Origin of the sequence: Aeromonas sp. MR16 (assembly GCF_022549315.1) — a bacterium.
Classification (GTDB): domain Bacteria; phylum Pseudomonadota; class Gammaproteobacteria; order Enterobacterales; family Aeromonadaceae; genus Aeromonas; species Aeromonas aquatica.
Map to the genome: position 1 here is coordinate 97,233 of NZ_JAKZFK010000010.1, position 23,554 is coordinate 120,786.

Genomic DNA, 23,554 nt, shown 5'->3' on the forward strand with positions numbered 1-23,554 from the left:
TTTCATACCGGGGTACCAAATCATTCCTTATCATACCGCATTCGCCATTAAACAAAATATCCATTTAAATACATGTAGTTAATATTTAAATGCTGGATCAAGATCCATGTCTTTTGCCACCGAGGATCCTCCCCCCGGATTGTGAACAAGTTCGACTGCTCAAAGATCCATCACGGCTGATTTATCCACAAGCTTGGCGCATTATCTGCACCGATATGGCGGGAAAAATCGGTGCACTCTCACATTTTTTTCCGATGAAGGGGCCACTATGATCACTTTATGCCAGTTATCCAAGATTTCTGTGGATAACTATGTGCAACAGCCAGGTCAAACCCTTGGACAACTCGTTTCAACGAGGATCCTCCGCTCCCAACGGCTGGCATAAAAAGTCAAATTCCTTTAAAATCATCACCATAGATGATTATTGGCAATCACCTCTCCCCTGTGCACAGTTGGCCAGTGATCGGTTATAAAAACAGCGATCCTCAACGAAAATCAGACTTGCTAGACTCATTCATCTCACAGGAGCCCTTCATGCCCATCAGTCCCCAGTCAGAGCAAGAATTATTGGCACGTGCCTATGCCATGGCGGGGCTTCCCCTGGCCCAGCTGGCTGCCATCGCCGGGATCCCGGTGCCACGGGATCTGCGGCGGGACAAGGGCTGGATCGGCCAGTTGATCGAATGGCAGCTGGGCGCCAGCGCGGGCAGCAGGCCGGAGCAGGACTTCCCGGAATTGGGGATAGAGCTCAAGACGATCCCGGTGGATCCTCAGGGCAAGCCGCTGGAGACCACCTTCGTCTGCGTCGCGCCGCTGATCGGCGTCAGCGGCCAGCGCTGGGAAGAGTCGAACGTGTGCAACAAGCTCTCCCGGGTACTCTGGATCCCGGTGGAGGGCAGCCGCGAGATCCCGATCGGCGAGCGCCGGGTCGGCATGCCGCTGCTGTGGAGCCCAAGCGAGGAAGAAGATCGGTTGCTGCGTCAGGACTGGGAAGAGTTGATGGACATGATAGTGCTGGGGGAAGTGGAGCAGATCAGCGCCCGCCATGGCCAGGTGATGCAGCTAAGGCCCAAGGCGGCGAACAGCAAGGCCCTGACCCGCGCCATCGGCCGCAACGGCCAGCCGATCCAGACCCTGCCACGGGGCTTTTATCTCAAGATTGATTTCACCCATCGGCTGTTGCAACGCCACTTCGCCCTGCCCGTTTGATCTTCGCTATCAACATTCTTGTCATAAGGTGGTATAAAAATAACCAATGCCATTTTCTTCGCAGTCAGTGACAAGGAGGCCATATGCCGATAAACAAGCAGTTTCTCAAGTCGCGTCCCGAGGTCAAGGTGACCTTTGCAGTGGAAAAAGAGGCCGCAGGTGAGGCCGAACAGATCTTGCTACTGGGGGAGTTCAGCCAGTGGCAACCCATCGAACTCAAACGAATGAAGAACGGGGAGTTCAAGGCGACCCTCAATCTGCCCACCGATGGCCCCAGCCATTTTGAGTACTGTTACCAGTTGGTGCAGCCGGGGGGAGAGACCCATTACGACAACGACTGGGCGGCGGATGACTATGTGCCAGGCCCCTTCGGACGGGACAACTCGGTGGTGCGGGTCAGTCAGTAGGCGACGACCAGAACACTGGCGCGTCTGGCCGGCACCCGAATTGCGGACACAAAAAAGGCTCGCCATTGGCGAGCCTTTTCACTACCTGTCGAGCTTTTCGCCGACATATCGACACCAATTCGAATCGAATTAGTTGAGCTTCTCTTTGATACGAGCAGCTTTGCCGGACAGGTTGCGCAGGTAGTACAGTTTGGCGCGGCGAACATCACCACGACGCTTCAGTTCTACACTGTGGATCAGCGGAGAGTGAGTCTGGAATACGCGCTCAACACCTTCGCCGTTGGAGATCTTGCGAACGGTGAAAGCAGAGTGCAGACCGCGGTTACGCTTGGCAATGACGATGCCTTCGAAAGCCTGCAGACGCTCTTTACCACCTTCTTTAACACGAACTTGAACACGTACGGTGTCGCCCTGGGCAAATGCCGGGATGTCGGTACGCAGTTGCTCTTGTTCAAGCTGCTGAATAATCTTGCTCATTGTCTTTCCTTACCTAGGATAAACTGAAAACTCTACTTAGACGCAGTCACGCACTTCGCGGACATATTCGGCAAGAAGTGATTCTTGCTCGTCAGTCAGAGCTAGGTTGTTAATAAGTTCCGGCCTTCTCTGCCAGGTTCGTCCGAGCGATTGCTTGAGCCGCCAGCGCCGAATCACTTCGTGATTGCCGCTTGTCAGCGCCTCCGGCACCGCCAATCCATCCAACAACTCCGGCCGAGTGTAGTGGGGATGATCCAGCAGACCATCCGTGAAGGAGTCCTGCTCGGCACTGGCCTGATCACCCAGGACCCCTGGGACCAGACGCGAAACCGCATCGATCAGGGTCATGGCAGGCAACTCGCCACCACTTAACACGTAATCCCCGATAGACCACTCTTCGTCGACTTCGGTTTGTATCACGCGTTCATCGATACCTTCGTATCGACCGGCGACCAGAATCAATCTCTGATTCGTCGCCAACTCGGTCACGCCCGCTTGAGTCAGCTTGCGTCCCTGAGGAGAGAGATAGATGACTTTCGCCCCGTCTCCCGCCGCTTGCTTGGCTGCATGAATCGCATCACGCAGCGGCTGCACCATCATCAGCATTCCGGGCCCACCACCATAAGGACGATCATCGACCGTACGGTGTTTGTCGTGGGTGAAATCCCGAGGGTTCCAGCACTCAATCTGCAGCAGGCCACTCTTGACGGCCCGACCCGTTACCCCGTGCTCGGTAATGGCTCGGAACATTTCCGGGAAGAGGCTAATGACCCCAATCCACATAAGAAACCTCCGGCACCCGTGTTAGCGCGGGAAACTAGAAACCAGGATCCCAATCAACTTCGATTGTTCGAGCAGTCAGATCAATGTTCTTGATCACCTGCTCTTCCAGAAACGGAATCAACCGTTCCTTAGCACCAAAGGCATCTTTTACATTGGCCTCAACCACCAACACATCGTTGGAGCCGGTTTCCATCAATTCGGTCACCTTGCCCAGGTCGTACCCCTTGGTAGTCGATACCGAGCAACCAATCAGGTCACGCCAGTAGAACTCACCTTCGGGCAACGCAGGCAACAGATCGGCGGGTACGCCAATCTCGACATTGGTCAATGCCAGGGCATCCTCGCGCACATCGATACCATCGAGCTTGCAGATCAGACCCTTGTTGTGACGCTTCCAGGCCGAAACCTGAATCTCACGCCATACCCCGTTCTGATTGATCAGCCAGGGGTTGTAATCGAAAATCGCTTCGGCAACATCGGTGAAGGAGTTCACTTTAAGCCAGCCCTTGATGCCGTATACGGTACCCAGAGTGCCCAGAACTATAGGTTTTTCCACCTTAACTCCCTACCGTTTGACTGATTAAGCAGCTTTGGCAGCGTCTTTGATCAGCTTGGCAACGCGGTCAGAAACAGCGGCACCAGTAGCAACCCAATGCTCGATACGAGCCAGGTCCAGCTTCAGCTTTTCAGCGTTGCCGGTAGCAACCGGGTTGAAGAAACCAACACGTTCGATGAAACGACCGTCACGGGCGCAACGGCTGTCAGTAACTACTACCTGGTAAAACGGACGCTTTTTCGCGCCACCACGTTGTAAACGAATGGTTACCATATCGTCCTCATTAACATCTAATGAACAAGGCCCGCAAACACGCGGACCCTAGCTTAAAATAAGCCGCGTAATTCTACTTGGATTCGTAATAATTGCAACCAAACCAGCCATTTTTTGCGCAGGATGCATCATGAAAAAGGCCCACATCTTGTGGGCCCTTGCGCTGGTTGAATCACTCGGGATCAGAACGGGCCACGACCACCGCCACCGAATCCGGGTGGCAGCATGTTCTTCATCTGACCCATCATCTTGCGCATGCCACCCTTGCCGGACATCTTCTTCATCATGCGCTGCATCTCGGTGAACTGCTTGAGCAGCTTGTTCACGTCCTGCACCTGCATGCCGGAACCCGCTGCGATGCGGCGCTTGCGGGAGCCCTTGATGAGATCTGGATGAGCACGTTCCTTGGGCGTCATGGAGCTGATGATGGCCTCCATGCGCACGGTGAGCTTGTCGTCCATCTGATCCTTGACGTTATCCGGCAGGCCGGACATGCCGGGCAACTTGTCGAGCATGCCCATCATGCCGCCCATGTTGCGCATCTGCGCCAGTTGCTCGCGGAAGTCTTCCAGATCGAAGCCCTTGCCACTCTTGACCTTGTTGGCCAGCTTGGCGGCCTTCTCTTTATCGACGGTACGCTCCACCTCCTCAATGAGCGACAGCACGTCCCCCATGCCGAGGATGCGGGAAGCGAGACGGTCCGGGTGGAAGGGCTCCAGCGCGTCTGTCTTCTCGCCCATACCAATGAACTTGACCGGCTTGCCGGTGATGTGGCGCACGGACAGGGCGGCACCGCCGCGGGCGTCGCCGTCCGCCTTGGTGAGGATCACGCCGGTGAGCGGCAGCGCCTCGTTGAACGCCTTGGCGGTATTGGCCGCATCCTGGCCCGTCATGGCATCGACCACGAACAGGGTCTCGACCGGCTTGATGGTGGCGTGCAGATCCTGGATCTCCGCCATCATCTCGCCATCGACGTGCAAGCGACCGGCGGTATCGACGATCACCACGTCATAGAATTTCTTGCGCGCCTGATCGATGGCGGCGGTGGCGATCGCCACCGGCTTCTGGGTCACGTCGCTCGGGAAGAAGTCGACCCCGATGTCGCCGGCCAGGGTCTCCAACTGCTTGATCGCCGCGGGACGATAAACGTCCGCACTGACCACCAGCACCTTCTTCTTGCTGCGCTCTTTGAGCAACTTGGCCAGCTTGGCCACTGTCGTTGTCTTACCGGCACCCTGCAGACCGGCCATCAGGATGATGGCCGGTGGCTGGGCGGCCAGGTTGAGCTGCTCGTTCGCCTCGCCCATGACAGAGACCAGCTCGCCATGCACTATCTTGATGAATGCTTGGCCGGGGCTCAACGACTTGGCCACTTCCTGACCAACGGCCCGTTCCTTGACCCGCGCCACGAAGTCACGCACGACCGGCAGGGCGACGTCCGCCTCGAGCAGCGCCATGCGCACTTCACGCAAGGTATCCTTGATGTTCTCTTCGGTCAGTCGGCCACGGCCGCTGACATTGCGCAGGGTGCGCGAGAGTCGTTCAGTCAAATTCTCAAACATGACGCATTCCGGTTCTTGGCGTAACAAATGGGGTGCATTATACCCCAGTCAGCACTATGAGGACGATGATTCGCCGCACAGCGGCCACCTGCCATCAGCATGGTCAGGCGTAATAGATGAGGCGCATTATACCTCAGTCAACGCCAGAGGACGATTATTCACCGCACGGGGCGGTCACCTGCTACTTATATATGGGCAGTTAGTCCCTGGCACAACTGGCGAGCATATCTTGTGCAAGGTATACTGCCCCTCTTTACTCATAAAGCTTGTTTAACAACGACCTGGTTATGATCGTGATCTCTGTTCTGGCCCTGGCGTTTTACCTGCTGGCCATCATCGCCTCGCTGCATCTGCTGCTCAGTGCCAAGCCCGTCGGGCAAGTGTCGCTGTTTGCCTGCATCGGTCTGGCCCTGACGGCCCACGGTATCGCTGTGGGCAGCGAAGTGCTGGCCACTCAGTCCGGCCAGAATCTCAGCATGCTGAACGTCGCCTCTCTGGTCGCCCTCATCATCAGCTGCTTCATGACCTGCGTGACCCGCCGCTTCAACGGCTGGATCCTGCTGCCCGTGGTCTACAGTTTCTCGGCCTTGCTGCTCGCGGCGAGCGCCCTCATCCCCGGCCGCTACATCACTCACCTGGAGGCCCACCCCCAGTTGCTGCTGCACATCGGGCTCGCCCTGATGGCCTACTCGGTGCTGATGATCGCCTGCCTGTTCGCGCTGCAGCTCGCCTACCTGGACAGGCAGCTTAAATCCAGAAAAATTAGTAATTTGCCAGCCATGCCTCCGCTGATGACGGTGGAGAAGCGGCTGTTCCAGCTGATCTCGGCCGGCCTGTTCCTGCTGACGCTGTCCATCGCCTCCGGCATGTTCTTCCTCGAAGACATGTTTGCTCAGGGCAAGTCCCACAAGGCGGTCCTGTCGATCCTCGCCTGGTGTGTCTACGTGTTGCTGCTATGGGGCCATCACAGCCGCGGCTGGCGTGGCCGCAAGGTCATCACCCTGAGCCTCGTCGGCAGCGTCATCCTGACCCTGGCCTATTTTGGCAGCCGTTTCGTCAAGGAAGTCTTGCTGAGCTAACGGCCCGTCCATCGCCTCACCATCCAACAGGAGCCTTTTTTGGACAGTATCTCGACGAGCACATTGCTGATTGTCCTCGTTATCTTGATCCTCTTGTCAGCCTTCTTCTCCAGCTCCGAAACCGGCCTGATGTCCCTCAACCGATACAAGTTGCGGCATCTGGCCCAGACCAAACACAAGGCAGCCCGCCGGGTAGAAAAACTGCTGGCCAGGCCGGACCGTCTGCTCGGCCTCATCCTCATCGGCAACAACCTGGTCAACATCCTGGCGTCCGCCATCGCCACCGTCGTCTGCATCCGGTTGTTCGGGGATCTCGGCATCGCAATCGCCACCGTAGGCCTGACCCTGGTGGTTCTGGTCTTCGGCGAAGTCACCCCCAAGACCCTGGCCGCCATGTTCCCCGAGAAGATTGCCTATCCGGCCTCCTGGATCCTCAAGGGATTGATGGTCCCCCTCTCCCCCTTCGTCTGGCTCATCAACGGCATCACCACCGTGCTGCTCCGGCTGATGGGGCTGAACCACGCCAAGAATGACTCGCTCAACGCGGAAGAGCTGCGCACCATCGTCAACGAGGCGGGCAGCCTGATCCCCCAGCGCCATCAGGAGATGCTGATCGGTATCCTGGATCTGGACAAGATGACGGTGGAGAACATCATGGTGCCGCGCAGCGAGATCTTCGCCATCGACATCAACGATGACTGGAAGACGATACTGCGTCAGCTGGCTCACTGCGCCCATACCAAGATCCTGCTTTATCGCGACAACATCGATGATGTTGTAGGCTTCTTGCACGCACGGGATGCGCTCAGGCTGGTCGCCAAGGATCAATTCAACAAGTCCAGCCTGCTGCGGGAGGTCGATCCCATCTACTTCATTCCCGAGGGAACACCGCTCAACGTGCAACTGGCCAAGTTCCAACGCAACAAGGAGCGGATCGGGCTGATTGTCGATGAATATGGGGATATTCAAGGGCTGATCACCCTGGATGACATACTCGAGGAGATAGTCGGGGACTTCACCACCTCCATGACGCCGACCCCGAGCGACGAGATCCACCCCCAGCCTGACGGCTCCTTCCTGGTGGAAGGCTCCGCCAGCATCCGCGAGCTGAACAAGGAGATGAACTGGCATCTGCCCGTCGAGGGTCCGCGTACCCTCAACGGGGTGATCCTGGAATACCTGGAGGAGATCCCCCAACCGAACATCAGCGTCAGGCTGGCGGGCTATCCCATCGAGATCATTGAAGTTGAGAACAACATGGTGAAAATGGCGCGGATCATGCCGCATCTCTACCGCAACGAATCGGGTTACGAGGATTGAAAAAAGGCTGCCGATGGCAGCCTTTTTCGTCTCACTCGTTTTCTTCGTCCGGCTCCGGCTCAAGCACCAGGGTCGGGATCAGCTCGCCGAACACCTGTTGCAACTCGGCGCGGTTGGCCAGCAAGTCTTGCAGCGTATAGCTGTCCATCACCGCCAGGAAGGCATTCATCGCCTCTTTCAAGGCACTCTTCAGCAGACAGACCGAGACGATATGACAGACCGGCGAGTTGCAGTCTATCCCGTCCAGATTGCCTTCCAGTGCCCGGATCACCTGACCGATATTGACCGTCTCCGGCGCACAGGCCATGCGGATCCCGCCGTTCTTGCCGCGCTGGGACTGCAGATAGCCCAGCTTCACCAGCTGGTTCACCACCTTCACCATGTGATTGCGGGACACGTCGTACAGGGCGGACACCTTGGCCACGCTCGACAGTTCGCCTTCCGGCAGGGTCGCCAGATAGAGCAGGGCTCTCAATCCAAAATCGGTATAGCTAGTTAGTCTCATAGTGCCTGTGGCGCATAGCGCAAGAAATTGATGATTGATCCAGATCAATTAAACATTTAGGATGCAACTTATTAAGTGGCATTTTATATGTTCAATTAAAAAGGACCTCCTATGTTAGACCAAGGCACCATCGCCGTCATCAAAAGCACCATCCCTTTGCTCGAATCGGCGGGGCCGGCCCTCACCCAGCACTTCTATCAACGCATGTTCAGCCACAATCCCGAGCTGAAGGATGTGTTCAACCTGGCCCATCAACGCAGCGGTGGCCAGCCGCTGGCGTTGTTCAACGCCGTGGCCGCCTACGCCAAGAACATCGACAACCTAGGTGCCCTGGCCGGCGCGGTGGAACGCATCGCCCACAAGCACACGGGTTTCCTTATCCAGCCGGAACAATATCACATTGTAGGTAGTCATCTCTTGGCCACGCTCAAAGAATTGGGTGGTAGTGCGGTAACCGACGAGGTGCTGGATGCCTGGGGCAAGGCCTATGGGGTGCTGGCTGGCATCTTCATCGGCCGGGAGAGCGAGATCTATCAGGAGCGAGCCGCGCAGGCCGGTGGCTGGCAGGGTGCCCGCCTCTTCATCATCAAGGAGAAGCGCAAAGAGAGCGAACTCATCACCTCCTTCGTGCTGGCCCCTGTCGATGGCAAGCCCGTGCTCGCCTTCAAACCGGGCCAATACCTCAGCATCCAGCTCAACCACCCGACGCTGGAGTACCAGGAGATCCGTCAATACTCCCTCTCCGATGCCCCCAACGGCCGCGACTATCGCATCAGCGTCAAGCGCGAGCCCCAGGGTCAGGTCTCCAACCTGCTGCACGACCAGCTGCAGGCGGGTGACGAGGTGGCGCTGATGCCGCCGACCGGTGACTTCTTCCTGCAGGCCGACGCCAGCAGTCCAGTCGTGTTGCTCAGTGCCGGCGTGGGCCTCACCCCCATGCTAAGTATGCTGAACCAGCGGCTGGCCGAGCCGCAGGCTGCCGACATCCGCTGGCTGCACGCCTGCGAACAGGGCGCCGTCCATGCCTTCAAGGAGGAAATCCAGGCCAAGAGCCGGCAACACGCCCACCTGCAGAGTCGAGTCTGGTATCGCACCCCTGCCGAGCAGGATGTGGAAGGGGAAGATTATGATTTCAGCGGCACCATGGCGCTGGAGCAGGTCACCGACCTCATTCCGGCCCATGCCCACTACTACTTCTGCGGCCCCCTCCCGTTCATGAAGGCGATCAAGGCCCAGCTGCTCACGCTGGGTGTGCCTGCCGAGCGGATGCACTACGAGGTCTTTGGTCCCCATCAGGATCTATAAGACGCCCGCATCCTGACACGGCGAGATGCAACAAGGCCCACGAACGCAGGTTCGTGGGCCTTGTCATATCCGGCATCACATCAGACAGAGATCAGCGCATCGCCTTGGCGCGGGCGATCGCATTGGCGGGCATGCGATTGCCGAGCCGGCTCAGCAGGCTGGCGGCCTTCTGATGGGTGGCCTTGTCCCCGATGACGGCGCCGTGCAGCCAGTGGTAGGCCTCCTCGTAATCCAGCGGACTGCCCATGCCCTGCAGTAGCATCTCGACCCATTCGATCTGTGCCCGCTGGAAGCCCAGGCTGGCCGCCTCTCGCATCAGGGTCTCGGCTCGCGCCAGATCCTTTTGCACCAGTGTTCCCTTCCAGTAATAGCGCCCCAACTGTTCAAGCGCGGGGGCTAGCCCCTGATTGGCCGCCTCCCACATATATTGCACGCCCATCTGGGCGTCGGGCTTGATGCAGACCCCCCAGGCCAGCATGTCACCCCACAGGAACTGGTAGGCGGGGATCTTCATCACGGAGGCGCGCGCCTCTATGTCCTGGGTCAGCTGGCATCTGTCCTGCTTCACCCGGGTCAGATGGCGGCCCTGTTCAATCCAGTTGAGCAGTTCATCCTGCCGATAGAGCTGTACCGCCTGCAGGCCCGTGCTCAGCGGCTCGGGCAAGGGAGCGGATGCCGGTGCCGGTGCTGATGTTGGGGCAGCCGCAGGAGCGGCCACTGTCGGGGCTGGCGCTGATGGCGCCATGGCAGCAGACACCGCAGGCGCCTGAGTTGGCGAGGCAGTCGAGACCGTCTCGGCCCCCTGCAAGGGGAGGCTGCATAAACAGATAAGGCCGACGAGGGTACTGGGTTTCATCATGAAGATCTCCTGCTGCTCTCGGTTATCGGCAGCAAGCGCCATCTCCTTAGTTCCTCTCACTCGGTGATCGGGCAGTCCCCATCATGACAAAGGGGAGCCGAAGCTCCCCTTATCGCTGACGATGCGGCTTATTTGACGAAGTCGACGCCCAGCTGGATGTCGGCCTTCAGGGTGGCCAGCATGCTGTTCATGGACTCTTGCTCGAAGGCGCTCAGCTTGCCGTAGTCCAGTACGGACTCGACGCCGTTCTTGCCAAGCAGGATGGGCTGGGCGAAGAAGGTGGCGTGCTCGCCGTTGCCTTCCACATAGGCACATTCGATGACGTTGGCTTCGCCCTGCAGACCCTTGATCAGGGACAGACCGAAGCGGCAGGCCGCCTGACCCATGGACAGGGTGGCAGAACCGCCACCGGCCTTGGCTTCCACCACTTCGGTACCGGCATTCTGGATGCGCTTGGTCATGGCAGCCGCTTCTTCGGCGGTGAAGCTGGCCCCTTCGATCTGGGACAGCAGTGGCAGAATGGTCACGCCACTGTGGCCACCGATCACGTTGACACGGATCTTGTCGATGTTCAGGCCCTTGGCCTCGGACACGAAGGTCTCGCCGCGGATGACGTCCAGAGTGGTCACGCCGAACAGGCGACGCTTGTCATAGACACCGGCTTTCTTCAGCACTTCGGCGGCGATGGCGACCGTGGTGTTGACCGGGTTGGTGATGATGCCGATCAGCGCCTTCGGGCAGCTGGCCGCGCACTTCTCCACCAGATTCTTGACGATACCGGCGTTGATGTTGAACAGGTCGGAACGATCCATGCCGGGCTTGCGGGCCACACCGGCGGAGATCAGCACGACATCGGCGCCGACCAGAGCAGGGCTCGGATCTTCACCGCAGAAACCTTTTACTTTCACGTCAGTCGGGATATGGCTCAGATCCGCCGCCACGCCCGGGGTGACCGGGGCAATGTCATACAGGCTCAGTTCGGAACCAGCAGGCAGGCGATTTTTCAACAGCAGAGCGAGGGCTTGGCCGATGCCACCGGCGGCACCCAGAACGGCAACTTTCATGATCAACTCCATGTTTCAGCGTAGGTTTAAGGTTGTTTCTAGTTGGATTAAAGCTGTTTCTTATTGTGGGCCTCACCTTAAAGGATCCCCTGCGAAAAAACAATCTGATAACAGTTGTAATCACAGGTTCTGTGAGCCAGGAAACAAGCGGTGATGAAAATGGAGAGGAATCTGCGATAAATGGGAGGAAAGGCACAGATTTCCTGTGCCTCTCTCACCATTAAGAGGTAATTACGGCTGTTTCAAGACTGAAATGCCAGAGCTCGTCTTTCACACCAACGGAAACCAATTGTTAACAATCCATTCATGGTCAGGTAGAGCGCACCGGCCACGGTGAACACCGCCAGGGTGTCATAGGTCTGGGCGTTGAGACGCTGGGCCAGCCCCATAACATCCATGATGGTGATGGTGCTGGCAAGCGAGCTGCCCTTGAGCACCAGGATCACCTCGTTGGAGTAGGCGGGCACCAGCCGGCGAGCGGCGTGACGCGCCTTCATCCACAGGGTCTGTCCGGCCGAGAAGCCGAGCGAGCGACAAGCCTCCACCTCGCCGGCCGGGATGGCGTCGAGCGCCCCCTTGAACAGCCGGGTGGAATAAGCCGCGGTGTTGAAGCCCAGGGCCAGCACGGCGCAGAACCAGGGCTGCTTGAGCAGCGGCCAGAGCGGGCCGGCCTTGAGCCACTCGAACTGACCGGGGCCGTAGTAGATGAGGAAGATCTGGATGAGCAGGGGCGTGCCGGTGAAGATCAGCACCCACAGCTGCACCAGCTGGGTCGCCACCGGAATGCGCCGCTCCAGCACCCAGGTCATGCCAATCGCCAGCAGCACGCCGAGCAACAAACTGAATGCCGTCAGCTGCAGGGTGATCGCCAGACCACCCAGCAGGGTCATGAGATAGTCCTGCATGGTCAGCCTCCGTAATGGCGGATATAAAAGGATGCCTGCTTGGGCCCGAATTCACTCAGCTGACTGACGACGATCGGTTGCAGGGTGGTCACTAATCCCCCCAGCAGGGTCATGAGATAGTCCTGCATGGTTAGCCTCCGTAATGGCGGATATAAAAGGATGCCTGCTTGGGCCCGAATTCACTCAGCTGACTGACGACGATCGGTTGCAGGGTGGTCACTAATCCCCCCAGCAGGGTCAAGAGATAGTCCTGCATGGTCAGCCTCCGTAACGACGGGTATAACGGGCAGCCTGCTTGAGGCCGAACTCACTCACCAGGCTGATGCCTAAGTAAATGAGGGCCGCAGCGGCATACCAGGTGAAGGGTTCATAGGTGCTGGCCGATGCCATCTGCGCCTGACGCATCATCTCGTTCACCCCGATAAGGGAGACCAGGGCCGTGTCTTTGAGCAGCACCAGCCACTGGTTACCGAGCCCGGGCAAGGCGTGGCGCCAGGCCTGGGGCAGCACGATACGAAAGAAGATGTGGCCCCTGCCGAGGCCGAGCGCCAGCGCCGCCAGCCGCTGCCCCGAGGGCACCGCATTGAGCGCGGCCCGCAGGGTCTGGGTGGCGTAGCTGGCAAACAGCAGGGAGAGCGCCAATACGCCGCAGGCGAAGGGACTGAACTCCACATACTCGCCGGTGATGAGGAACAGCACCTGGGTCGAGCCGAAGTAGATGAACAGCACCACCAGCAGCTCGGGCAGGCCACGGATAAGCGTGGTCAGGGTGGCCACCGGCCACACCAACCAACTGCGCTTGCTGAGCTCGGCGGCGCTGAATGCCAGCGCCAACGCCATGCCCCCGACCAGTGATGCCAAGGCCAGCCCCAGGGTCATCCAGGCTGCGTCCAACAACAGGCTCAACATGGTTTATTTCTGCGCGAAGTATTTGTCATAGATCTTCTGATAGGTGCCGTTGGCCTTGATCTCGGCCAGCCCCTTGTTCAGTTGACCCAGCAGCTCCTGGTTGTCCTTGGCCACCGCGATGCCAAAGCCAGTACCGAAGTACTTGGCGTCGGTCACGGGGGCGCCGATCACGCCGTAATCCTTGTGCTGCTTGAGCCAGTCGGCGGCGACGGCGGTGTCGGCGAAGACGCCGTCGGTACGACCGTTCATCATGTCGAGGAAGGCGCTCTGGTAGCTGGCGTAAGGCACGGTCAGCAGGCCCTTGCTGATCCAGTTATCCACCAGGTAGGACTGATGGGAGGAGCCGTTCTGCACGCCGACCGTCTTGTCGACCATCTCTTCCGGGCCCTTGAAGCTGCCCTTCTTGGCCACGAATACGGCGGAGTTTTCGTAATAGATGTCGGAGAAGTCGACCTGGGCGGCCCGCTCCGGGGTCACGTCCATGGCGGCGATGGCGGCATCGTAGCGACGGAATTTGAGGCTGGGGATCAGGCTGTCGAAGGCCTGGTTGTGGAAGCTGCACTCCAGCTTGGCCTGGGCGCAGATGGCGCGGGCCAGGTCGATGTCGAAGCCCTGGAACTCGTTCTTGTCATCCAGGTATTCAAACGGCGCGTAGGTCGCCTCGGTGGCGAACTTGATCTCCTTGGCCAGCACAGAAGTGCTCAGCAGGCCCATGGCGGCGATCAACAGCAGACTCTTTTTCATGACAGCTTCCTTATCGACTCAGTATCAATGCATCAAGAATTCGGCAAACCGGCTGGTTTGCGGGGCCTGGAAGATGGCGGCGCTACCGGACTCGATGATCCGCCCCTTCTCCAGATAGATCACCTGACTGGCCACCTTGCGGGCGAACTCCACCTCGTGGGTCACCACCACCTGGGTGATGCCGGTCTGGCTCAGGGTGCGGATGATCTCCGCCACCTCTTTGGTAATTTCAGGATCGAGCGCCGCGGTGGGCTCATCAAACAGCAGCACCTGCGGATCCATCATCAGGGTACGGGCGATGGCCACCCGTTGCTGCTGACCGCCGGACAGGCGCGCCGGCCAGGCGTCGCGCTTGTCGGCCAGTTGCAGCTGGGCGAGCAGATAGGCTCCCTTGTCGATGGCGGCCTCGCGGCTCATGCCGAGCACCTTGACCGGCGCCTCGATGAGGTTCTCCATCACGGTGAGATGGGGCCAGAGGTTGTACTGCTGGAACACCATGCCCACCTTGCGGCGCAGGGCCTGTGCCTGACGGTTGAATTCCGCCGTCGACAGGGAGGACGGGAAAGAAAATTCATTGTCGCCGATGCGCAATACACCGGCATCCGGGGTATCCAGCAGGTTCATCATGCGCAGCAGCGAACTCTTGCCTGCACCGCTTGGGCCCAGTAATACCAAGGTCTCGCCGGGAGCGGTCTTGAAGCTGACCTGTTGCAGTACCTGCACCTTGTGCCAGGATTTTTCGATGCCGATTAATTCAATACCCATACAGCCCAATTGAATAAGTTTTCAAAATTTCGTCCTGATTCTAGCGCTAGGTTGGGTGGATGCAAGCTATATTTGAATCAATATGCAGAACAAGCGCCGCTTCCTTGCCAAAACCGGCATATGAATGCAAAATAGCAGCGCTGTTCGTATCTGCCGCCTGAGCGTGACAGGCGGCCACACCCCTCATTCGTGAGTCCAAGATGAAACATAACGACAAGCAAGAAAAACTGGCAAAGGCCTTTAAAGCCCTGCTGAAAGAGGAGCGCTTCGGCTCCCAGGCAGAGATAGTCACTGCCTTGCAAGAGATGGGCTTCGAGAACATCAACCAATCCAAGGTCTCGCGCATGCTGAGCCGCTTCGGCGCCGTTCGCACCCGCAATGCCAAGATGGAAATGGTCTACTGCCTGCCGGTGGAACTGGGTGTGCCCACCACCTCCAGCCCGCTCAAGAACCTGGTGCTGGATGTCGACCACAACGGTGCCCTGGTGGTGATCCACACCAGCCCGGGTGCGGCCCAGCTGATCGCCCGCCTGCTCGACTCCCTCGGCAAGGCCGAAGGGATCCTCGGCACCATCGCCGGTGATGACACCATCTTCATCACCCCGACCAGCGACACCGACATCGAAGAACTCTACCTCTCGGCGCTCGAGCTGTTCGAACAGACTCCTTGATCAGGCAGGCCTTCCCGGCCCTGTGACCTGAACGAAAAATCCCGGCCTAGGCCGGGATTTTTGTTATCTGTGCGGCCTGCATGCCGCCTGACGGGTACGCGGGCGCTGCTGCCACTGCCACTGCCACTGCCACAGATGAGCCGACAGGGTCAGAGATCCATATCAGACCGCTTGCTTAGGCTCATTTCTACAGCGTATTCGTGCTGTTATTTCCCCTGGGATAGCAGGAAATCTTGCGAGGGGGCGAAGAGAGCCACACCAGTCACTGCCTTGGTGAAGCGCAGCAGATGATCGTAGTGGCTGCCCTCCCCCTTGTACATGCTGGCCAGCATGGCGTTGAAGTGCTGGGGGGTGCGGCAGCAGGAGATGAAGTAGAGCCCCTGCTCCTGCATGGTGCCCCAGGGCATGCTCTGGCGCAGGATCTCCATGGATTCTCCCTTCGGGGTCTTGAGGTTGACCCGCTTGATGTGGGAGGTCAGCGGCTTGTCGGCAGACTCGTATTCGATGTTGTCGACCTTGGTGCGGCCTATGATGTCTTCCTGCTCCTTCAGCGCCAGCTTCTGCCAGTCGGTCAGGGCATGGACCCAACGCTGCACATGGATGTAGGAGCCGCCGGCGAACTCGCCGCCTTCCAGCAGCGCTACCTCGGCCCTGTGCTCATCCTGCGGGTTCTCGGTGCCATCGACGAAACCGGTGAGATCCCGGCAGTCCAGGTTGCGGAAGCCGCGCACCTCTTCGGCAAGCGTTACCAGACCCGCCAGCAGCGCCATCACCCGCTGACCGGCGTGATGCAGCACGTCCACCCGGTCGGCACGCAGTTGCACGAACAGATCGAAGGGGGTGTTTGGCGCTTCCTGGCCATTGGCGGACTGCGCCATAAAGCCGCGGAACTGGGGCGGACGGGCGGCCGGATAGATGGCATCCCAGCCTTCGGCGCCCACGGCAACCAGACCGGAAAAACCGGCCGCCGGGAAGTCGGCGGCGACCGCATCCCACAGCAGCGGCAGCTTGGCCAGACGGGCCGCCAACTCGGCGCCGTCACCGGTGCGATTGAACATCAGATAGAGGGCGTGCAGATTCGGCTCTGCGCAGATCCCGGCTTGGGCTTTCATTTCTCTCTCCAAAGACATTGGCTAAAGGCGTGGCGGGATTATAAACCGGAACCGGGCCAATTCCTTGATTTCACATCGCTATCAGGGCAAAGAGTCGAACAGCACCAGAGCATGGGGGGCCACAGTGACCCGCGCCCTCTCCCCCTCCAGCGGCTCGCCGATGCTGGCCTCCAGTAGTTGCTCCCCACACGCCACCAGCACCCGGCAGTGATGGCCGAGGAACTGCTGTTCCCGCACCCTCAGCTCGCCATCCTCGGCCGCCGTCAGCACCAGTTGCTGGGGCCTGAGCATCAGCTGCAGCCGCTCGCCCACGGTGCGACCGTGGGGTTCGCTGCCATACACCAGCCCCAGCGCGGTCCGCACGCAGTGGTTGTCCACCACCTCGGCGGCCAGGTAGTTCACCCCGCCGAGAAACTCTGCCACGAAGCGGTTCTGCGGGCGGCGATAGAGTTGCTCCGGCTCCCCCACCTGCTCGATATGACCGGCCCGAAACAGCGCCAGCCGGTCGGCAAAGGCGAATGCTTCCTCCTTGCTGTGGCTGACGAAGATGGCGCCTATGCCCTGGCGCTTGAGCAGGGCGCGGATCTCGAGGATCAGCTTCATCCGCACCTGGGTGTCGATGTTGGAGAAGGGCTCGTCCAGCAGCATCAGCCGCGGCTTGCACACCAGGGCGCGGGCGATGGCGACCCGCTGCTGCTGACCGCCGGAGAGCTGATGAGGATAACGATCCCCCAGCCCCTGCAGATTGACCAGGGCCAGCGCCTCCTCCACCTGCAGCTTGCGCTCGCCGCGAGTCTGGCGTGCCAGCCCGAAGCCGACGTTGTCGGCCACCGTCAGGTGCGGGAAGAGGGCGTAATCCTGGAAGATCATGCCGATGTTGCGCGCCTCCGGCGCCATGCTCACCCCGGGTCCATCCAGCAGGCTCTCGCCGAGCCGGATGGTCCCCTCTGCCAGCGGCAGCAGACCGGCCACGGCCTTGAGCAGCGTGGTCTTGCCACAGCCGCTCGCCCCCAGCAGGCAGACGATCTCGTTGTCGGCCACTTGCAGGGAGAGCTGCTCCAGCACCGGCCGACCGTTGTAGTGACAGCTGACCTTCTCGATATTCAGACAAGACAAGGCTCGTCTCCTCTCGTTCTTTGACGTCAGCCGGACGCCGGGCTCAATGGCCCTGACTGTCCAGGCTGCGGTTGATCCAGATGAGCGGCACCAGGCCCACCAGCACGATGACGATGGCGCCGAGCGCCCCCCGCTCCAGCATCTCGTCCGAGACGAACTGATAGACGTGGGTCGCCAGGGTCTCGAAGTTGAAGGGCCGCAGCAGCAGGGCGGCGGGCAGCTCCTTCATGGATTCGATAAATACCAGCATGGTGCCGGCAAACAGGCCGCGCCGCACCAGCGGCAGGTGCACCCGCCACAGCATGCCACCGGTTCCCTGCCCGAGGGAGCGCGCCGCCATGTCGAGGCTGGGGGCGATCTTGCCCATGCTGCTCTCCACCGAACCGATGGCGATGGCCACGAAGCGCACCAGATAGCCGAACACGATGGCGGTGAGGGTGCCGGTCAACAGCAGGCCCGGCCCCTGCAACCCGAGCCACTCGGCCAGATCGTTGATGCCAAAATCCAGCGCCGTCAGCGGCACCAGCACCCCGATGGCGAGCACCGTGCCCGGCATGGCGTAGCCCATGGCCGAGATGCGCAGGGGCAGCAGGCTGCGAACGCTCCCATCGAGGCGCCGGAAGAAGCCGAGCAGCAGGGCGATCCCCATAGCGAGCAGGGCGGTCAGTGTCGAGATGAGCAGACTGTTGCCGGCGAAGCGGACAAACTCCGGCGTCCAGGAGAGTTCAAAATAGCGCACCCCGTAGTCGAGCAGGATGACGAACGGCAGGGCGAAGCCCGCCAGCACCAGTCCCCAGCACCAGAGACCGGCCAGCCAACGACTCATCCCCTTGAGCGGGTAGCGCAGCGGTTGCTCATGGCCCATGGATTTCTGAAACACCTGCTGACGCCGGCGGGAGCCGCGCTCGACCGCGATCAGCAGCACCACCGCCAGCAGCATCAGGCAGGATAGCTTGGCGGCGGTGGCCAGGCTGCCGTAACCGAGCCAGGTGTCATAAATCGCCGTCGTGAGGGTATTGATGGCGAAGAAATGCACGGTGGCGAAGTCCGCCAGGGTTTCCATCGCCACCAGGGAGATGGCGACCATGATGGCAGGGCGCGCCAGGGGCAGGCTGAGGCGACGAAAGCTCTGCCAGGGGGTGCAACCGAGCAATCGGCTGGAGTGGATCAGGCTGACCGACTGTTCCAAAAACGAAGCACGGGCCAGCAGGTAGACATAGGGGAAGAGCACCAGCGCCAGCACCCAGGCGGCCCCGCCGAGGGAGCGAATGACCGGGAACCAGTAGTCACCCGGGCTCTGCCAGTCGAACAGGGTGCGCAGCCCCGCCTGCAACGGGCCCGAGTAATCGAGCAGGTCGGTATAGACGTAGGCCACTATGTAGGAGGGCATGGCCATGGGCAGCATCAACGCCCACTGCAGGGCGCGACGCCCCGGCACCTGACACATGGCCACCAGCCAGGCGGTGGGTACCCCGAACAGCAGACTGAGTCCCACCACCCCCAGCACCAGTCCTGCAGTGTTGGCGAGGTAGTCTGACAAGACGGTATCGGCGAGATGGGAAAACAGCTCCCCGTCCGCCGAGAAGGCGGAGAAGACGAGGGCGAGTACGGGCAAACCCAGCAGCAGGGCGCTCGCCCAGCTGCCGGTAATCCAACCAAGATGTTTCATGGGATCACAGAGATTGATGGGGCCAGTGGCCCCATCTGATTACAGGTCGAACTTCACTTCATCCAGCAGTTGCAGAGCATCCTTGCGGTGCTTGGCATAGTCGCTGACCGGCAGGGAGTCAGACTTGAAGCTGCCCCAGGACTTGACCATGGCGGAAGGCTCGACCCCGGCCTTGACCGGATACTCGGCATTCACGTCAGCATACATGTGCTGGGCGGTGTCACCGGAGAGGAACTCCATCAGCTTCTGGGCCTCAACCTTGTTCTTGGCGTACTTGGTCATGGCCACGCCGCTCACGTTGACGTGGGCACCGCGATCCGCCTGGTTCGGGAAGTTGATGTAGACCGCATCGGCCCAGGACTTCTGCACCGGATCTTTCAGCATGGCGCCCAGGTAGTAGCTGTTGCCAAGGGAGACGTCACAGATGCCGTCCTTGATGGCCTTGACCTGGTCCCGATCGTTGCCCTGCGGCTTGCGCGCCAGGTTGGCTTTGACCCCTTCCAGCCAGATCTTGGTATCGGCCATGCCGTGATGGGCGATCATGGAGGAAACCAACGCCACATTGTATTCGTGCTTGCCGCTGCGAGTACAAATTTTGCCTTTGAATTCAGGCTTGACCAGATCTTCGTAACTGATGGTGTCGAGCTTGCCGAGGCGATCCTTGCTGGAGTAGATGGCGCGTACCCGGGTGGTCAGGGCGAACCACTTGTTGTCCGGATCCCGATAGATGGACGGGATGTTCTCCTGCAGGGTCTTGCTGTCCACCGACTGCACCAGATCCTTGTCCACCAGATCGGTCAGGCGGCTGATGTCGACGGTCAGCATCAGGTCGGCCGGGGAGAGCTTGCCTTCCCGTTCCAGACGCTCGTTCAGCCCCTCTTTGGCGAACACCACGTTGACCTTGATACCCGATTCCTTCTCGAACTGCTGGATGATGGGCTTGATCAGCTCATCTTGCCGGTTGGAGTAGACGTTCACCTCCCCTGCAGCCAATGCCGACTGGGCGACCAGCGAGGAGAAGAGCAACGCCAACATCTTCATTTTCATCATCCATTCCTTGTACATGTATCGATTGATAACTATTTTCGTTTGCATTCTGCACAGTCGAGACAACAGTATCAAGGTCGTTTACACAGGTAGGATCACATATTTAACCATCGACCAAACAAAGAGGCCGGATGGAATCCCACCCAGCCTCTCGATGATATATCACTCATTTCGGCCAGACTGGCTGTCCCCGCTCACCCCGACCGACAGGCAGCAAAATGGTCATAAGGGATCACAGTGCCTCGTCGTCGCTCTCACCGGTACGGATGCGGACCGCCTGCAGCAGGTCGTAGACGAAAATCTTGCCATCACCGATCTTGCCGGTATAAGCCGCTTTGCAAATGGCCTCGATCACCCCTTCCACGTTCTCGTCGGCGGTGGCGATCTCCAGTTTCACCTTCGGCAGGAAGTCGACCTGATACTCGGCTCCCCGGTATAATTCGGTGTGTCCCTTCTGACGACCGAAGCCCTTGACCTCGGACACGGTCAGGCCCTCGACCCCCAGGCTGGCGATGGCCTCGCGCACATCGTCCAACTTGAAGGGTTTGATAATCGCAGTAATCAGCTTCATCTGGTTGCTCCCAATCCATGGTATGTCGTGGATAGAGACATCAATTCTTGTGCCAAGTATTTTTATTGTTTATTTTCATAAAGATAGGCTTTAACCCTTGGGCCATTAGGACCCAGGATCACCAAGGAAGCGCATCTCGCCCCATATTGAGGCACCAAGCTGCACCAGACTCCCTTGATGCACCAAATGAGAGCATCACCCCATGTTAGTCATCTCCAACAGCGTGACCATCCCCTGGCACGAGCTGCAGTTCCAGACCATGCGCGCCCAGGGCGCCGGCGGTCAGCACGTCAACAAGACCGACTCCGCCGTCTGGCTGCGCTTCGATTACCGCGACTCCCCCAGCCTGCCGGATCTCTACAAGGAGGGGCTGGAGAAGCTGAGCGACAGCCGGGTGCACGACGGCTTCATCCAGATCAGGGTCGAGACCCATCGCAGCCAGGACATGAATCGCAAGGAGGCCATGAGCCGGCTGACCGAGCTGCTGAAGAAGGCCGCCTGGCGCCCCAAGGCCCGCCACGCCACCAAGCCGACCCGCAGCTCCCAGCGCAAGCGGGTCGACGCCAAGAAGCGCAAGGGGGACATCAAGTCGGCCCGCGGCAAACCCGTGCAGGAGTGACCTCGACTGCCCACGCCAAGGAATCAACACAGATGAGATACAGCTTCTGCGACAGCGCCCATGGCCCCCTGCTCGTCGTCATCGATCGGGACGGGCTGCGCTATGTGGAGTTCGTGCGAGGTGAGCGGCCCGTGATGCCGGCACCGGAATGGCAGCGGGATGACCCGGCATTGGCCCCCTTTATCGCCCAGCTCGAAGCCTACTTCGCCGGCCGGCTGCAACGCTTTGACCTGCCGCTCGCCGCCCGGGGCACCCCCTTCCAGCAATCCGTCTGGCAGGCCCTGTGCGAGATCCCCTACGGCGAGACCACCAGCTATCTGGAGATCGCCCGGGCCATCGGCAATCCCAAGGCGATGCGGGCGGTGGGCGCCGCCAACGGCCGCAATCCTTTGAGCATCATAGTGCCCTGCCACAGGGTCATAGGCCGCAGCGGCGAGCTGATCGGATATGGCGGAGGCCTGCCCATCAAACGCTGGCTATTGGCGCTGGAGCAGGAGAGCAGAGGCTTTGAACTGACCCCACCCGGCGTTTAGCAAAATGAACATAGTATGAAGAATCGCCTCAGAAGGGCTTCAGACAGGAGCTGGCATCATGGCTTCATACTTGGATGGCACTGAACATCCTTCATCCAGGTACCACCCGTGTGACGCTTCCAATCTGTCTTTTTCCCCGCGCCTCCCCAGAGGCGCTTTTTTTTGCCTGTCGTCCGGCCACAAAAAAGCCCGCCGAAGCGGGCCTTGACCGGAAGGTGCTGGCTTCGGGGTCACATCAGAGGGCGAGGAAGAGCCCGGCCAGGGAGGCGCTCATCAGGTTCGCCAGCACCCCCGCCAGAATCGCACGCATGCCGTAACGGGCGATGAAGGCCTTGCGCTCCGGTACCATGGCCCCCAGGCCGCCGATCAGGATCGCCATGGAGGAGATGTTGGCGAAGCCGCATAGGGCGAAGGTGACGATGGCCTTGCTCGAGGCATCCAGGGTCTGATCCTGCACCAGGGCGATGAAGGCGACGAACTCGTTGATGACGATCTTGGTGCCGATCAGGGCGCCGGCCGCCTGAGCCTGATCCCAGGGCACGCCGATGAGCCAGGAGACGGGGGCAAATAGCCAGCCCAGGATGATCTGGAAGCTCAGCTCCAGCCCCACCAGATCCCCGGCCCAGCCGATCAGACCGTTGAACAGGGCGATCACCCCGACGAAGGCCAGCAGGGTGGCACCCACCGCCACAGCTATGTTCAGACCCGCCATGGCGCCGTCGGCCGCCGCTTCGATGACGTTGGTCGAGCGCGGCATCTCCACGTCCTGGTGGTGATCCACCTCATCGGCACTGGGGGGCACCAGGATCTTGGCCATGGCCAGACCGGCGGGGGCCGACATGAAGGCCGCCGCGATCAGGTATTTCAGCTCGACGCCGATGCTGGCGTAGCCCACCAGGGTGCCGCCGGCCACCGAGGCCAGGCCGCAGCTCATCACCGCGAAGAACTGGGAATCGGACATCTTGGAGAGGTAGGGCTTGACCACCAGGGGCGCCTCCACCATGCCGACGAAAATGTTGGCGGTGGCGGAGAGGCTCTCGGCACGGCCGGTGCCCAGCAGTTTCTGCAGGCCGCCGCCGAGCAGGGCGATCACCTTGGGCATCAGGCCGATGTGGTAGAGGATGGCGATGAGGGCGGAGAAGAAGATGATGACCGGCAGCACGTTGAACGCGAAGATGAAGCCCAGCTTGAACTTGGCCAGATCGCCGAACAGGAAGGCGATCCCCTCCTGACCGTAGCCGATCACGCTGCTGACACTCTCGCTGACCCCGTTCAGCACGCTCTGACCGGCGGGCAGCCAGAGCACCAGCGCGGCGAAGAGGATTTGCAGACAGAGGGCTAGGCCGACTGTTCGCAACGGGATACGACGACGATTATCAGAGCAGAGTACGGCCATCGCCAGGATACTCAGGATGCCGAGCAGGGCAATCATAGGGATTCCATCTAGTGGGGTAAAAGATGGGCGCGGATTCTGCTCTTCCCGCGTTGTTACTG

General features: G+C 59.9%; 28 protein-coding genes. 8 read left to right on the forward strand and 20 right to left on the reverse strand.

Annotated elements, in window-relative coordinates:
- The first annotated feature begins 534 nt into the window (after positions 1-534).
- Both mutH and MM194_RS09925 read left to right on the forward strand, forming a co-directional pair.
- The gene (gene mutH, locus MM194_RS09920; RefSeq protein WP_241343481.1) at positions 535-1,209 is read left to right on the forward strand and encodes a DNA mismatch repair endonuclease MutH; all 675 of its coding nucleotides are present in this window, start codon (positions 535-537) and stop codon (positions 1,207-1,209) included.
- A gap of 83 nt (positions 1,210-1,292) precedes the next feature.
- Positions 1,293-1,616: an isoamylase early set domain-containing protein gene (locus MM194_RS09925; protein ID WP_241343482.1), complete on the forward strand. Its 324-nt coding sequence runs from the start codon at positions 1,293-1,295 to the stop codon at positions 1,614-1,616.
- A 129-nt stretch (positions 1,617-1,745) separates the two neighbouring features.
- On the opposite strand, the gene rplS is transcribed toward MM194_RS09925, so the two are convergent.
- The 5 genes from rplS to ffh form a co-directional block, all read right to left on the reverse strand.
- Positions 1,746-2,093, reverse strand: coding sequence for a 50S ribosomal protein L19 (rplS, locus tag MM194_RS09930; RefSeq protein WP_005313505.1), 348 nt, complete (start codon positions 2,091-2,093; stop codon positions 1,746-1,748).
- Positions 2,094-2,129: 36 nt separating this feature from the next.
- On the reverse strand, positions 2,130-2,876 hold the full coding sequence (gene trmD, locus MM194_RS09935; protein WP_033129197.1) for a tRNA (guanosine(37)-N1)-methyltransferase TrmD: 747 nt from the start codon (positions 2,874-2,876) through the stop codon (positions 2,130-2,132).
- 34 nt (positions 2,877-2,910) lie between these two features.
- On the reverse strand, positions 2,911-3,432 hold the full coding sequence (gene rimM, locus MM194_RS09940) for a ribosome maturation factor RimM (protein ID WP_033129198.1): 522 nt from the start codon (positions 3,430-3,432) through the stop codon (positions 2,911-2,913).
- A 24-nt stretch (positions 3,433-3,456) separates the two neighbouring features.
- The gene (rpsP, locus tag MM194_RS09945; protein ID WP_033129199.1) at positions 3,457-3,705 is read right to left on the reverse strand and encodes a 30S ribosomal protein S16; all 249 of its coding nucleotides are present in this window, start codon (positions 3,703-3,705) and stop codon (positions 3,457-3,459) included.
- 182 nt (positions 3,706-3,887) lie between these two features.
- Positions 3,888-5,267, reverse strand: a complete 1,380-nt coding sequence (ffh, locus tag MM194_RS09950) for a signal recognition particle protein (RefSeq protein WP_033129200.1) — start codon at positions 5,265-5,267, stop codon at positions 3,888-3,890.
- 287 nt (positions 5,268-5,554) lie between these two features.
- On the opposite strand from ffh, the gene ccsA reads away from it, so the two are divergent.
- Positions 5,555-6,346 (forward strand): cytochrome c biogenesis protein CcsA, encoded by a 792-nt coding sequence (gene ccsA, locus MM194_RS09955; RefSeq protein ID WP_241343483.1) that lies wholly within the window; start codon positions 5,555-5,557, stop codon positions 6,344-6,346.
- Between the two features lie 39 nt (positions 6,347-6,385).
- Complete coding sequence (locus MM194_RS09960) at positions 6,386-7,666, forward strand: CNNM domain-containing protein (protein WP_241343484.1); 1,281 nt, start codon at positions 6,386-6,388, stop codon at positions 7,664-7,666.
- 31 nt (positions 7,667-7,697) lie between these two features.
- Here MM194_RS09960 and MM194_RS09965 read toward each other — a convergent pair whose 3' ends face one another.
- The gene (locus MM194_RS09965) at positions 7,698-8,171 is read right to left on the reverse strand and encodes an Rrf2 family transcriptional regulator (protein ID WP_241343485.1); all 474 of its coding nucleotides are present in this window, start codon (positions 8,169-8,171) and stop codon (positions 7,698-7,700) included.
- 111 nt (positions 8,172-8,282) lie between these two features.
- Between MM194_RS09965 and hmpA the strand changes: the two genes are divergently transcribed.
- On the forward strand, positions 8,283-9,476 hold the full coding sequence (gene hmpA, locus MM194_RS09970) for an NO-inducible flavohemoprotein (RefSeq protein WP_241343486.1): 1,194 nt from the start codon (positions 8,283-8,285) through the stop codon (positions 9,474-9,476).
- Between the two features lie 91 nt (positions 9,477-9,567).
- Here the strand turns inward: hmpA and MM194_RS09975 are convergent, their stop codons facing one another.
- The 8 genes from MM194_RS09975 to MM194_RS10000 all read right to left on the reverse strand — a co-directional run bounded on the left by MM194_RS09975 (position 9,568) and on the right by MM194_RS10000 (position 14,722).
- Positions 9,568-10,116, reverse strand: a complete 549-nt coding sequence (locus MM194_RS09975) for a flagellar protein MotX (RefSeq protein ID WP_310597425.1) — start codon at positions 10,114-10,116, stop codon at positions 9,568-9,570.
- A 347-nt stretch (positions 10,117-10,463) separates the two neighbouring features.
- Positions 10,464-11,399 (reverse strand): malate dehydrogenase, encoded by a 936-nt coding sequence (mdh, locus tag MM194_RS09980; protein ID WP_033129205.1) that lies wholly within the window; start codon positions 11,397-11,399, stop codon positions 10,464-10,466.
- A gap of 242 nt (positions 11,400-11,641) precedes the next feature.
- A complete protein-coding gene (gene artM / locus MM194_RS09985; RefSeq protein ID WP_033129206.1) occupies positions 11,642-12,304 on the reverse strand; it encodes an arginine ABC transporter permease ArtM in 663 nt (220 codons plus the stop codon).
- A 2-nt stretch (positions 12,305-12,306) separates the two neighbouring features.
- Positions 12,307-12,432, reverse strand: coding sequence for a hypothetical protein (locus MM194_RS21940; RefSeq protein ID WP_277605090.1), 126 nt, complete (start codon positions 12,430-12,432; stop codon positions 12,307-12,309).
- Positions 12,433-12,434: 2 nt separating this feature from the next.
- A complete protein-coding gene (locus MM194_RS21945) occupies positions 12,435-12,560 on the reverse strand; it encodes a hypothetical protein (RefSeq protein WP_277605091.1) in 126 nt (41 codons plus the stop codon).
- Positions 12,561-12,562: 2 nt separating this feature from the next.
- On the reverse strand, positions 12,563-13,213 hold the full coding sequence (gene artQ / locus MM194_RS09990) for an arginine ABC transporter permease ArtQ (RefSeq protein WP_042643299.1): 651 nt from the start codon (positions 13,211-13,213) through the stop codon (positions 12,563-12,565).
- Between the two features lie 3 nt (positions 13,214-13,216).
- Positions 13,217-13,957: a transporter substrate-binding domain-containing protein gene (locus MM194_RS09995; protein ID WP_033129208.1), complete on the reverse strand. Its 741-nt coding sequence runs from the start codon at positions 13,955-13,957 to the stop codon at positions 13,217-13,219.
- A 24-nt stretch (positions 13,958-13,981) separates the two neighbouring features.
- The gene (locus MM194_RS10000; RefSeq protein ID WP_033129209.1) at positions 13,982-14,722 is read right to left on the reverse strand and encodes an ATP-binding cassette domain-containing protein; all 741 of its coding nucleotides are present in this window, start codon (positions 14,720-14,722) and stop codon (positions 13,982-13,984) included.
- Between the two features lie 200 nt (positions 14,723-14,922).
- Here MM194_RS10000 and argR point away from each other — a divergent pair, with 200 nt between their 5' ends.
- Positions 14,923-15,393, forward strand: a complete 471-nt coding sequence (gene argR / locus MM194_RS10005) for a transcriptional regulator ArgR (RefSeq protein ID WP_005308670.1) — start codon at positions 14,923-14,925, stop codon at positions 15,391-15,393.
- A gap of 206 nt (positions 15,394-15,599) precedes the next feature.
- Here argR and MM194_RS10010 read toward each other — a convergent pair whose 3' ends face one another.
- From MM194_RS10010 to glnK, 5 genes are all read right to left on the reverse strand, one after another.
- Positions 15,600-16,505, reverse strand: coding sequence for a Dyp-type peroxidase (locus MM194_RS10010; RefSeq protein ID WP_241343488.1), 906 nt, complete (start codon positions 16,503-16,505; stop codon positions 15,600-15,602).
- Between the two features lie 81 nt (positions 16,506-16,586).
- On the reverse strand, positions 16,587-17,621 hold the full coding sequence (locus tag MM194_RS10015; RefSeq protein WP_241343489.1) for an ABC transporter ATP-binding protein: 1,035 nt from the start codon (positions 17,619-17,621) through the stop codon (positions 16,587-16,589).
- Between the two features lie 43 nt (positions 17,622-17,664).
- Positions 17,665-19,290 carry an iron ABC transporter permease gene (locus MM194_RS10020; protein WP_241343490.1) on the reverse strand — a complete coding sequence of 542 codons (1,626 nt, stop codon included), beginning with the start codon at positions 19,288-19,290 and terminating at the stop codon, positions 17,665-17,667.
- Positions 19,291-19,329: 39 nt separating this feature from the next.
- Complete coding sequence (locus MM194_RS10025) at positions 19,330-20,337, reverse strand: Fe(3+) ABC transporter substrate-binding protein (protein ID WP_241343491.1); 1,008 nt, start codon at positions 20,335-20,337, stop codon at positions 19,330-19,332.
- A gap of 232 nt (positions 20,338-20,569) precedes the next feature.
- Positions 20,570-20,908 carry a P-II family nitrogen regulator gene (gene glnK / locus MM194_RS10030; RefSeq protein WP_033129214.1) on the reverse strand — a complete coding sequence of 113 codons (339 nt, stop codon included), beginning with the start codon at positions 20,906-20,908 and terminating at the stop codon, positions 20,570-20,572.
- Between the two features lie 202 nt (positions 20,909-21,110).
- Between glnK and arfB the strand changes: the two genes are divergently transcribed.
- Positions 21,111-21,527 carry an alternative ribosome rescue aminoacyl-tRNA hydrolase ArfB gene (arfB, locus tag MM194_RS10035; protein ID WP_241343492.1) on the forward strand — a complete coding sequence of 139 codons (417 nt, stop codon included), beginning with the start codon at positions 21,111-21,113 and terminating at the stop codon, positions 21,525-21,527.
- A gap of 32 nt (positions 21,528-21,559) precedes the next feature.
- Positions 21,560-22,060 (forward strand): methylated-DNA--[protein]-cysteine S-methyltransferase, encoded by a 501-nt coding sequence (locus tag MM194_RS10040; RefSeq protein WP_241343493.1) that lies wholly within the window; start codon positions 21,560-21,562, stop codon positions 22,058-22,060.
- A 235-nt stretch (positions 22,061-22,295) separates the two neighbouring features.
- Here MM194_RS10040 and MM194_RS10045 read toward each other — a convergent pair whose 3' ends face one another.
- Positions 22,296-23,492, reverse strand: a complete 1,197-nt coding sequence (locus MM194_RS10045) for a NupC/NupG family nucleoside CNT transporter (RefSeq protein ID WP_033129217.1) — start codon at positions 23,490-23,492, stop codon at positions 22,296-22,298.
- Positions 23,493-23,554: the final 62 nt, after the last annotated feature.

Bases quoted from the DNA above. Each gene is read 5' to 3' on its own strand.
- arfB (WP_241343492.1), top strand. From the start codon at position 21,111: ATGTTAGTCATCTCCAACAGCGTGACCATCCCCTGGCACGAGCTGCAG.
- artQ (WP_042643299.1), bottom strand. From the start codon at position 13,213: ATGTTGAGCCTGTTGTTGGACGCAGCCTGGATGACCCTGGGGCTGGCC.
- hmpA (WP_241343486.1), top strand. From the start codon at position 8,283: ATGTTAGACCAAGGCACCATCGCCGTCATCAAAAGCACCATCCCTTTG.
- MM194_RS10010 (WP_241343488.1), bottom strand. From the start codon at position 16,505: ATGAAAGCCCAAGCCGGGATCTGCGCAGAGCCGAATCTGCACGCCCTC.
- mdh (WP_033129205.1), bottom strand. From the start codon at position 11,399: ATGAAAGTTGCCGTTCTGGGTGCCGCCGGTGGCATCGGCCAAGCCCTC.
- rpsP (WP_033129199.1), bottom strand. From the start codon at position 3,705: ATGGTAACCATTCGTTTACAACGTGGTGGCGCGAAAAAGCGTCCGTTT.
- trmD (WP_033129197.1), bottom strand. From the start codon at position 2,876: ATGTGGATTGGGGTCATTAGCCTCTTCCCGGAAATGTTCCGAGCCATT.
- ccsA (WP_241343483.1), top strand. From the start codon at position 5,555: ATGATCGTGATCTCTGTTCTGGCCCTGGCGTTTTACCTGCTGGCCATC.
- mutH (WP_241343481.1), top strand. From the start codon at position 535: ATGCCCATCAGTCCCCAGTCAGAGCAAGAATTATTGGCACGTGCCTAT.
- MM194_RS21945 (WP_277605091.1), bottom strand. From the start codon at position 12,560: ATGCAGGACTATCTCTTGACCCTGCTGGGGGGATTAGTGACCACCCTG.
- MM194_RS10045 (WP_033129217.1), bottom strand. From the start codon at position 23,492: ATGATTGCCCTGCTCGGCATCCTGAGTATCCTGGCGATGGCCGTACTC.
- MM194_RS10000 (WP_033129209.1), bottom strand. From the start codon at position 14,722: ATGGGTATTGAATTAATCGGCATCGAAAAATCCTGGCACAAGGTGCAG.
- MM194_RS10020 (WP_241343490.1), bottom strand. From the start codon at position 19,290: ATGAAACATCTTGGTTGGATTACCGGCAGCTGGGCGAGCGCCCTGCTG.
- MM194_RS09995 (WP_033129208.1), bottom strand. From the start codon at position 13,957: ATGAAAAAGAGTCTGCTGTTGATCGCCGCCATGGGCCTGCTGAGCACT.
- MM194_RS10040 (WP_241343493.1), top strand. From the start codon at position 21,560: ATGAGATACAGCTTCTGCGACAGCGCCCATGGCCCCCTGCTCGTCGTC.
- argR (WP_005308670.1), top strand. From the start codon at position 14,923: ATGAAACATAACGACAAGCAAGAAAAACTGGCAAAGGCCTTTAAAGCC.
- MM194_RS09925 (WP_241343482.1), top strand. From the start codon at position 1,293: ATGCCGATAAACAAGCAGTTTCTCAAGTCGCGTCCCGAGGTCAAGGTG.
- artM (WP_033129206.1), bottom strand. From the start codon at position 12,304: ATGCAGGACTATCTCATGACCCTGCTGGGTGGTCTGGCGATCACCCTG.
- rplS (WP_005313505.1), bottom strand. From the start codon at position 2,093: ATGAGCAAGATTATTCAGCAGCTTGAACAAGAGCAACTGCGTACCGAC.
- MM194_RS09965 (WP_241343485.1), bottom strand. From the start codon at position 8,171: ATGAGACTAACTAGCTATACCGATTTTGGATTGAGAGCCCTGCTCTAT.
- MM194_RS21940 (WP_277605090.1), bottom strand. From the start codon at position 12,432: ATGCAGGACTATCTCATGACCCTGCTGGGGGGATTAGTGACCACCCTG.
- ffh (WP_033129200.1), bottom strand. From the start codon at position 5,267: ATGTTTGAGAATTTGACTGAACGACTCTCGCGCACCCTGCGCAATGTC.
- glnK (WP_033129214.1), bottom strand. From the start codon at position 20,908: ATGAAGCTGATTACTGCGATTATCAAACCCTTCAAGTTGGACGATGTG.
- MM194_RS10025 (WP_241343491.1), bottom strand. From the start codon at position 20,337: ATGAAAATGAAGATGTTGGCGTTGCTCTTCTCCTCGCTGGTCGCCCAG.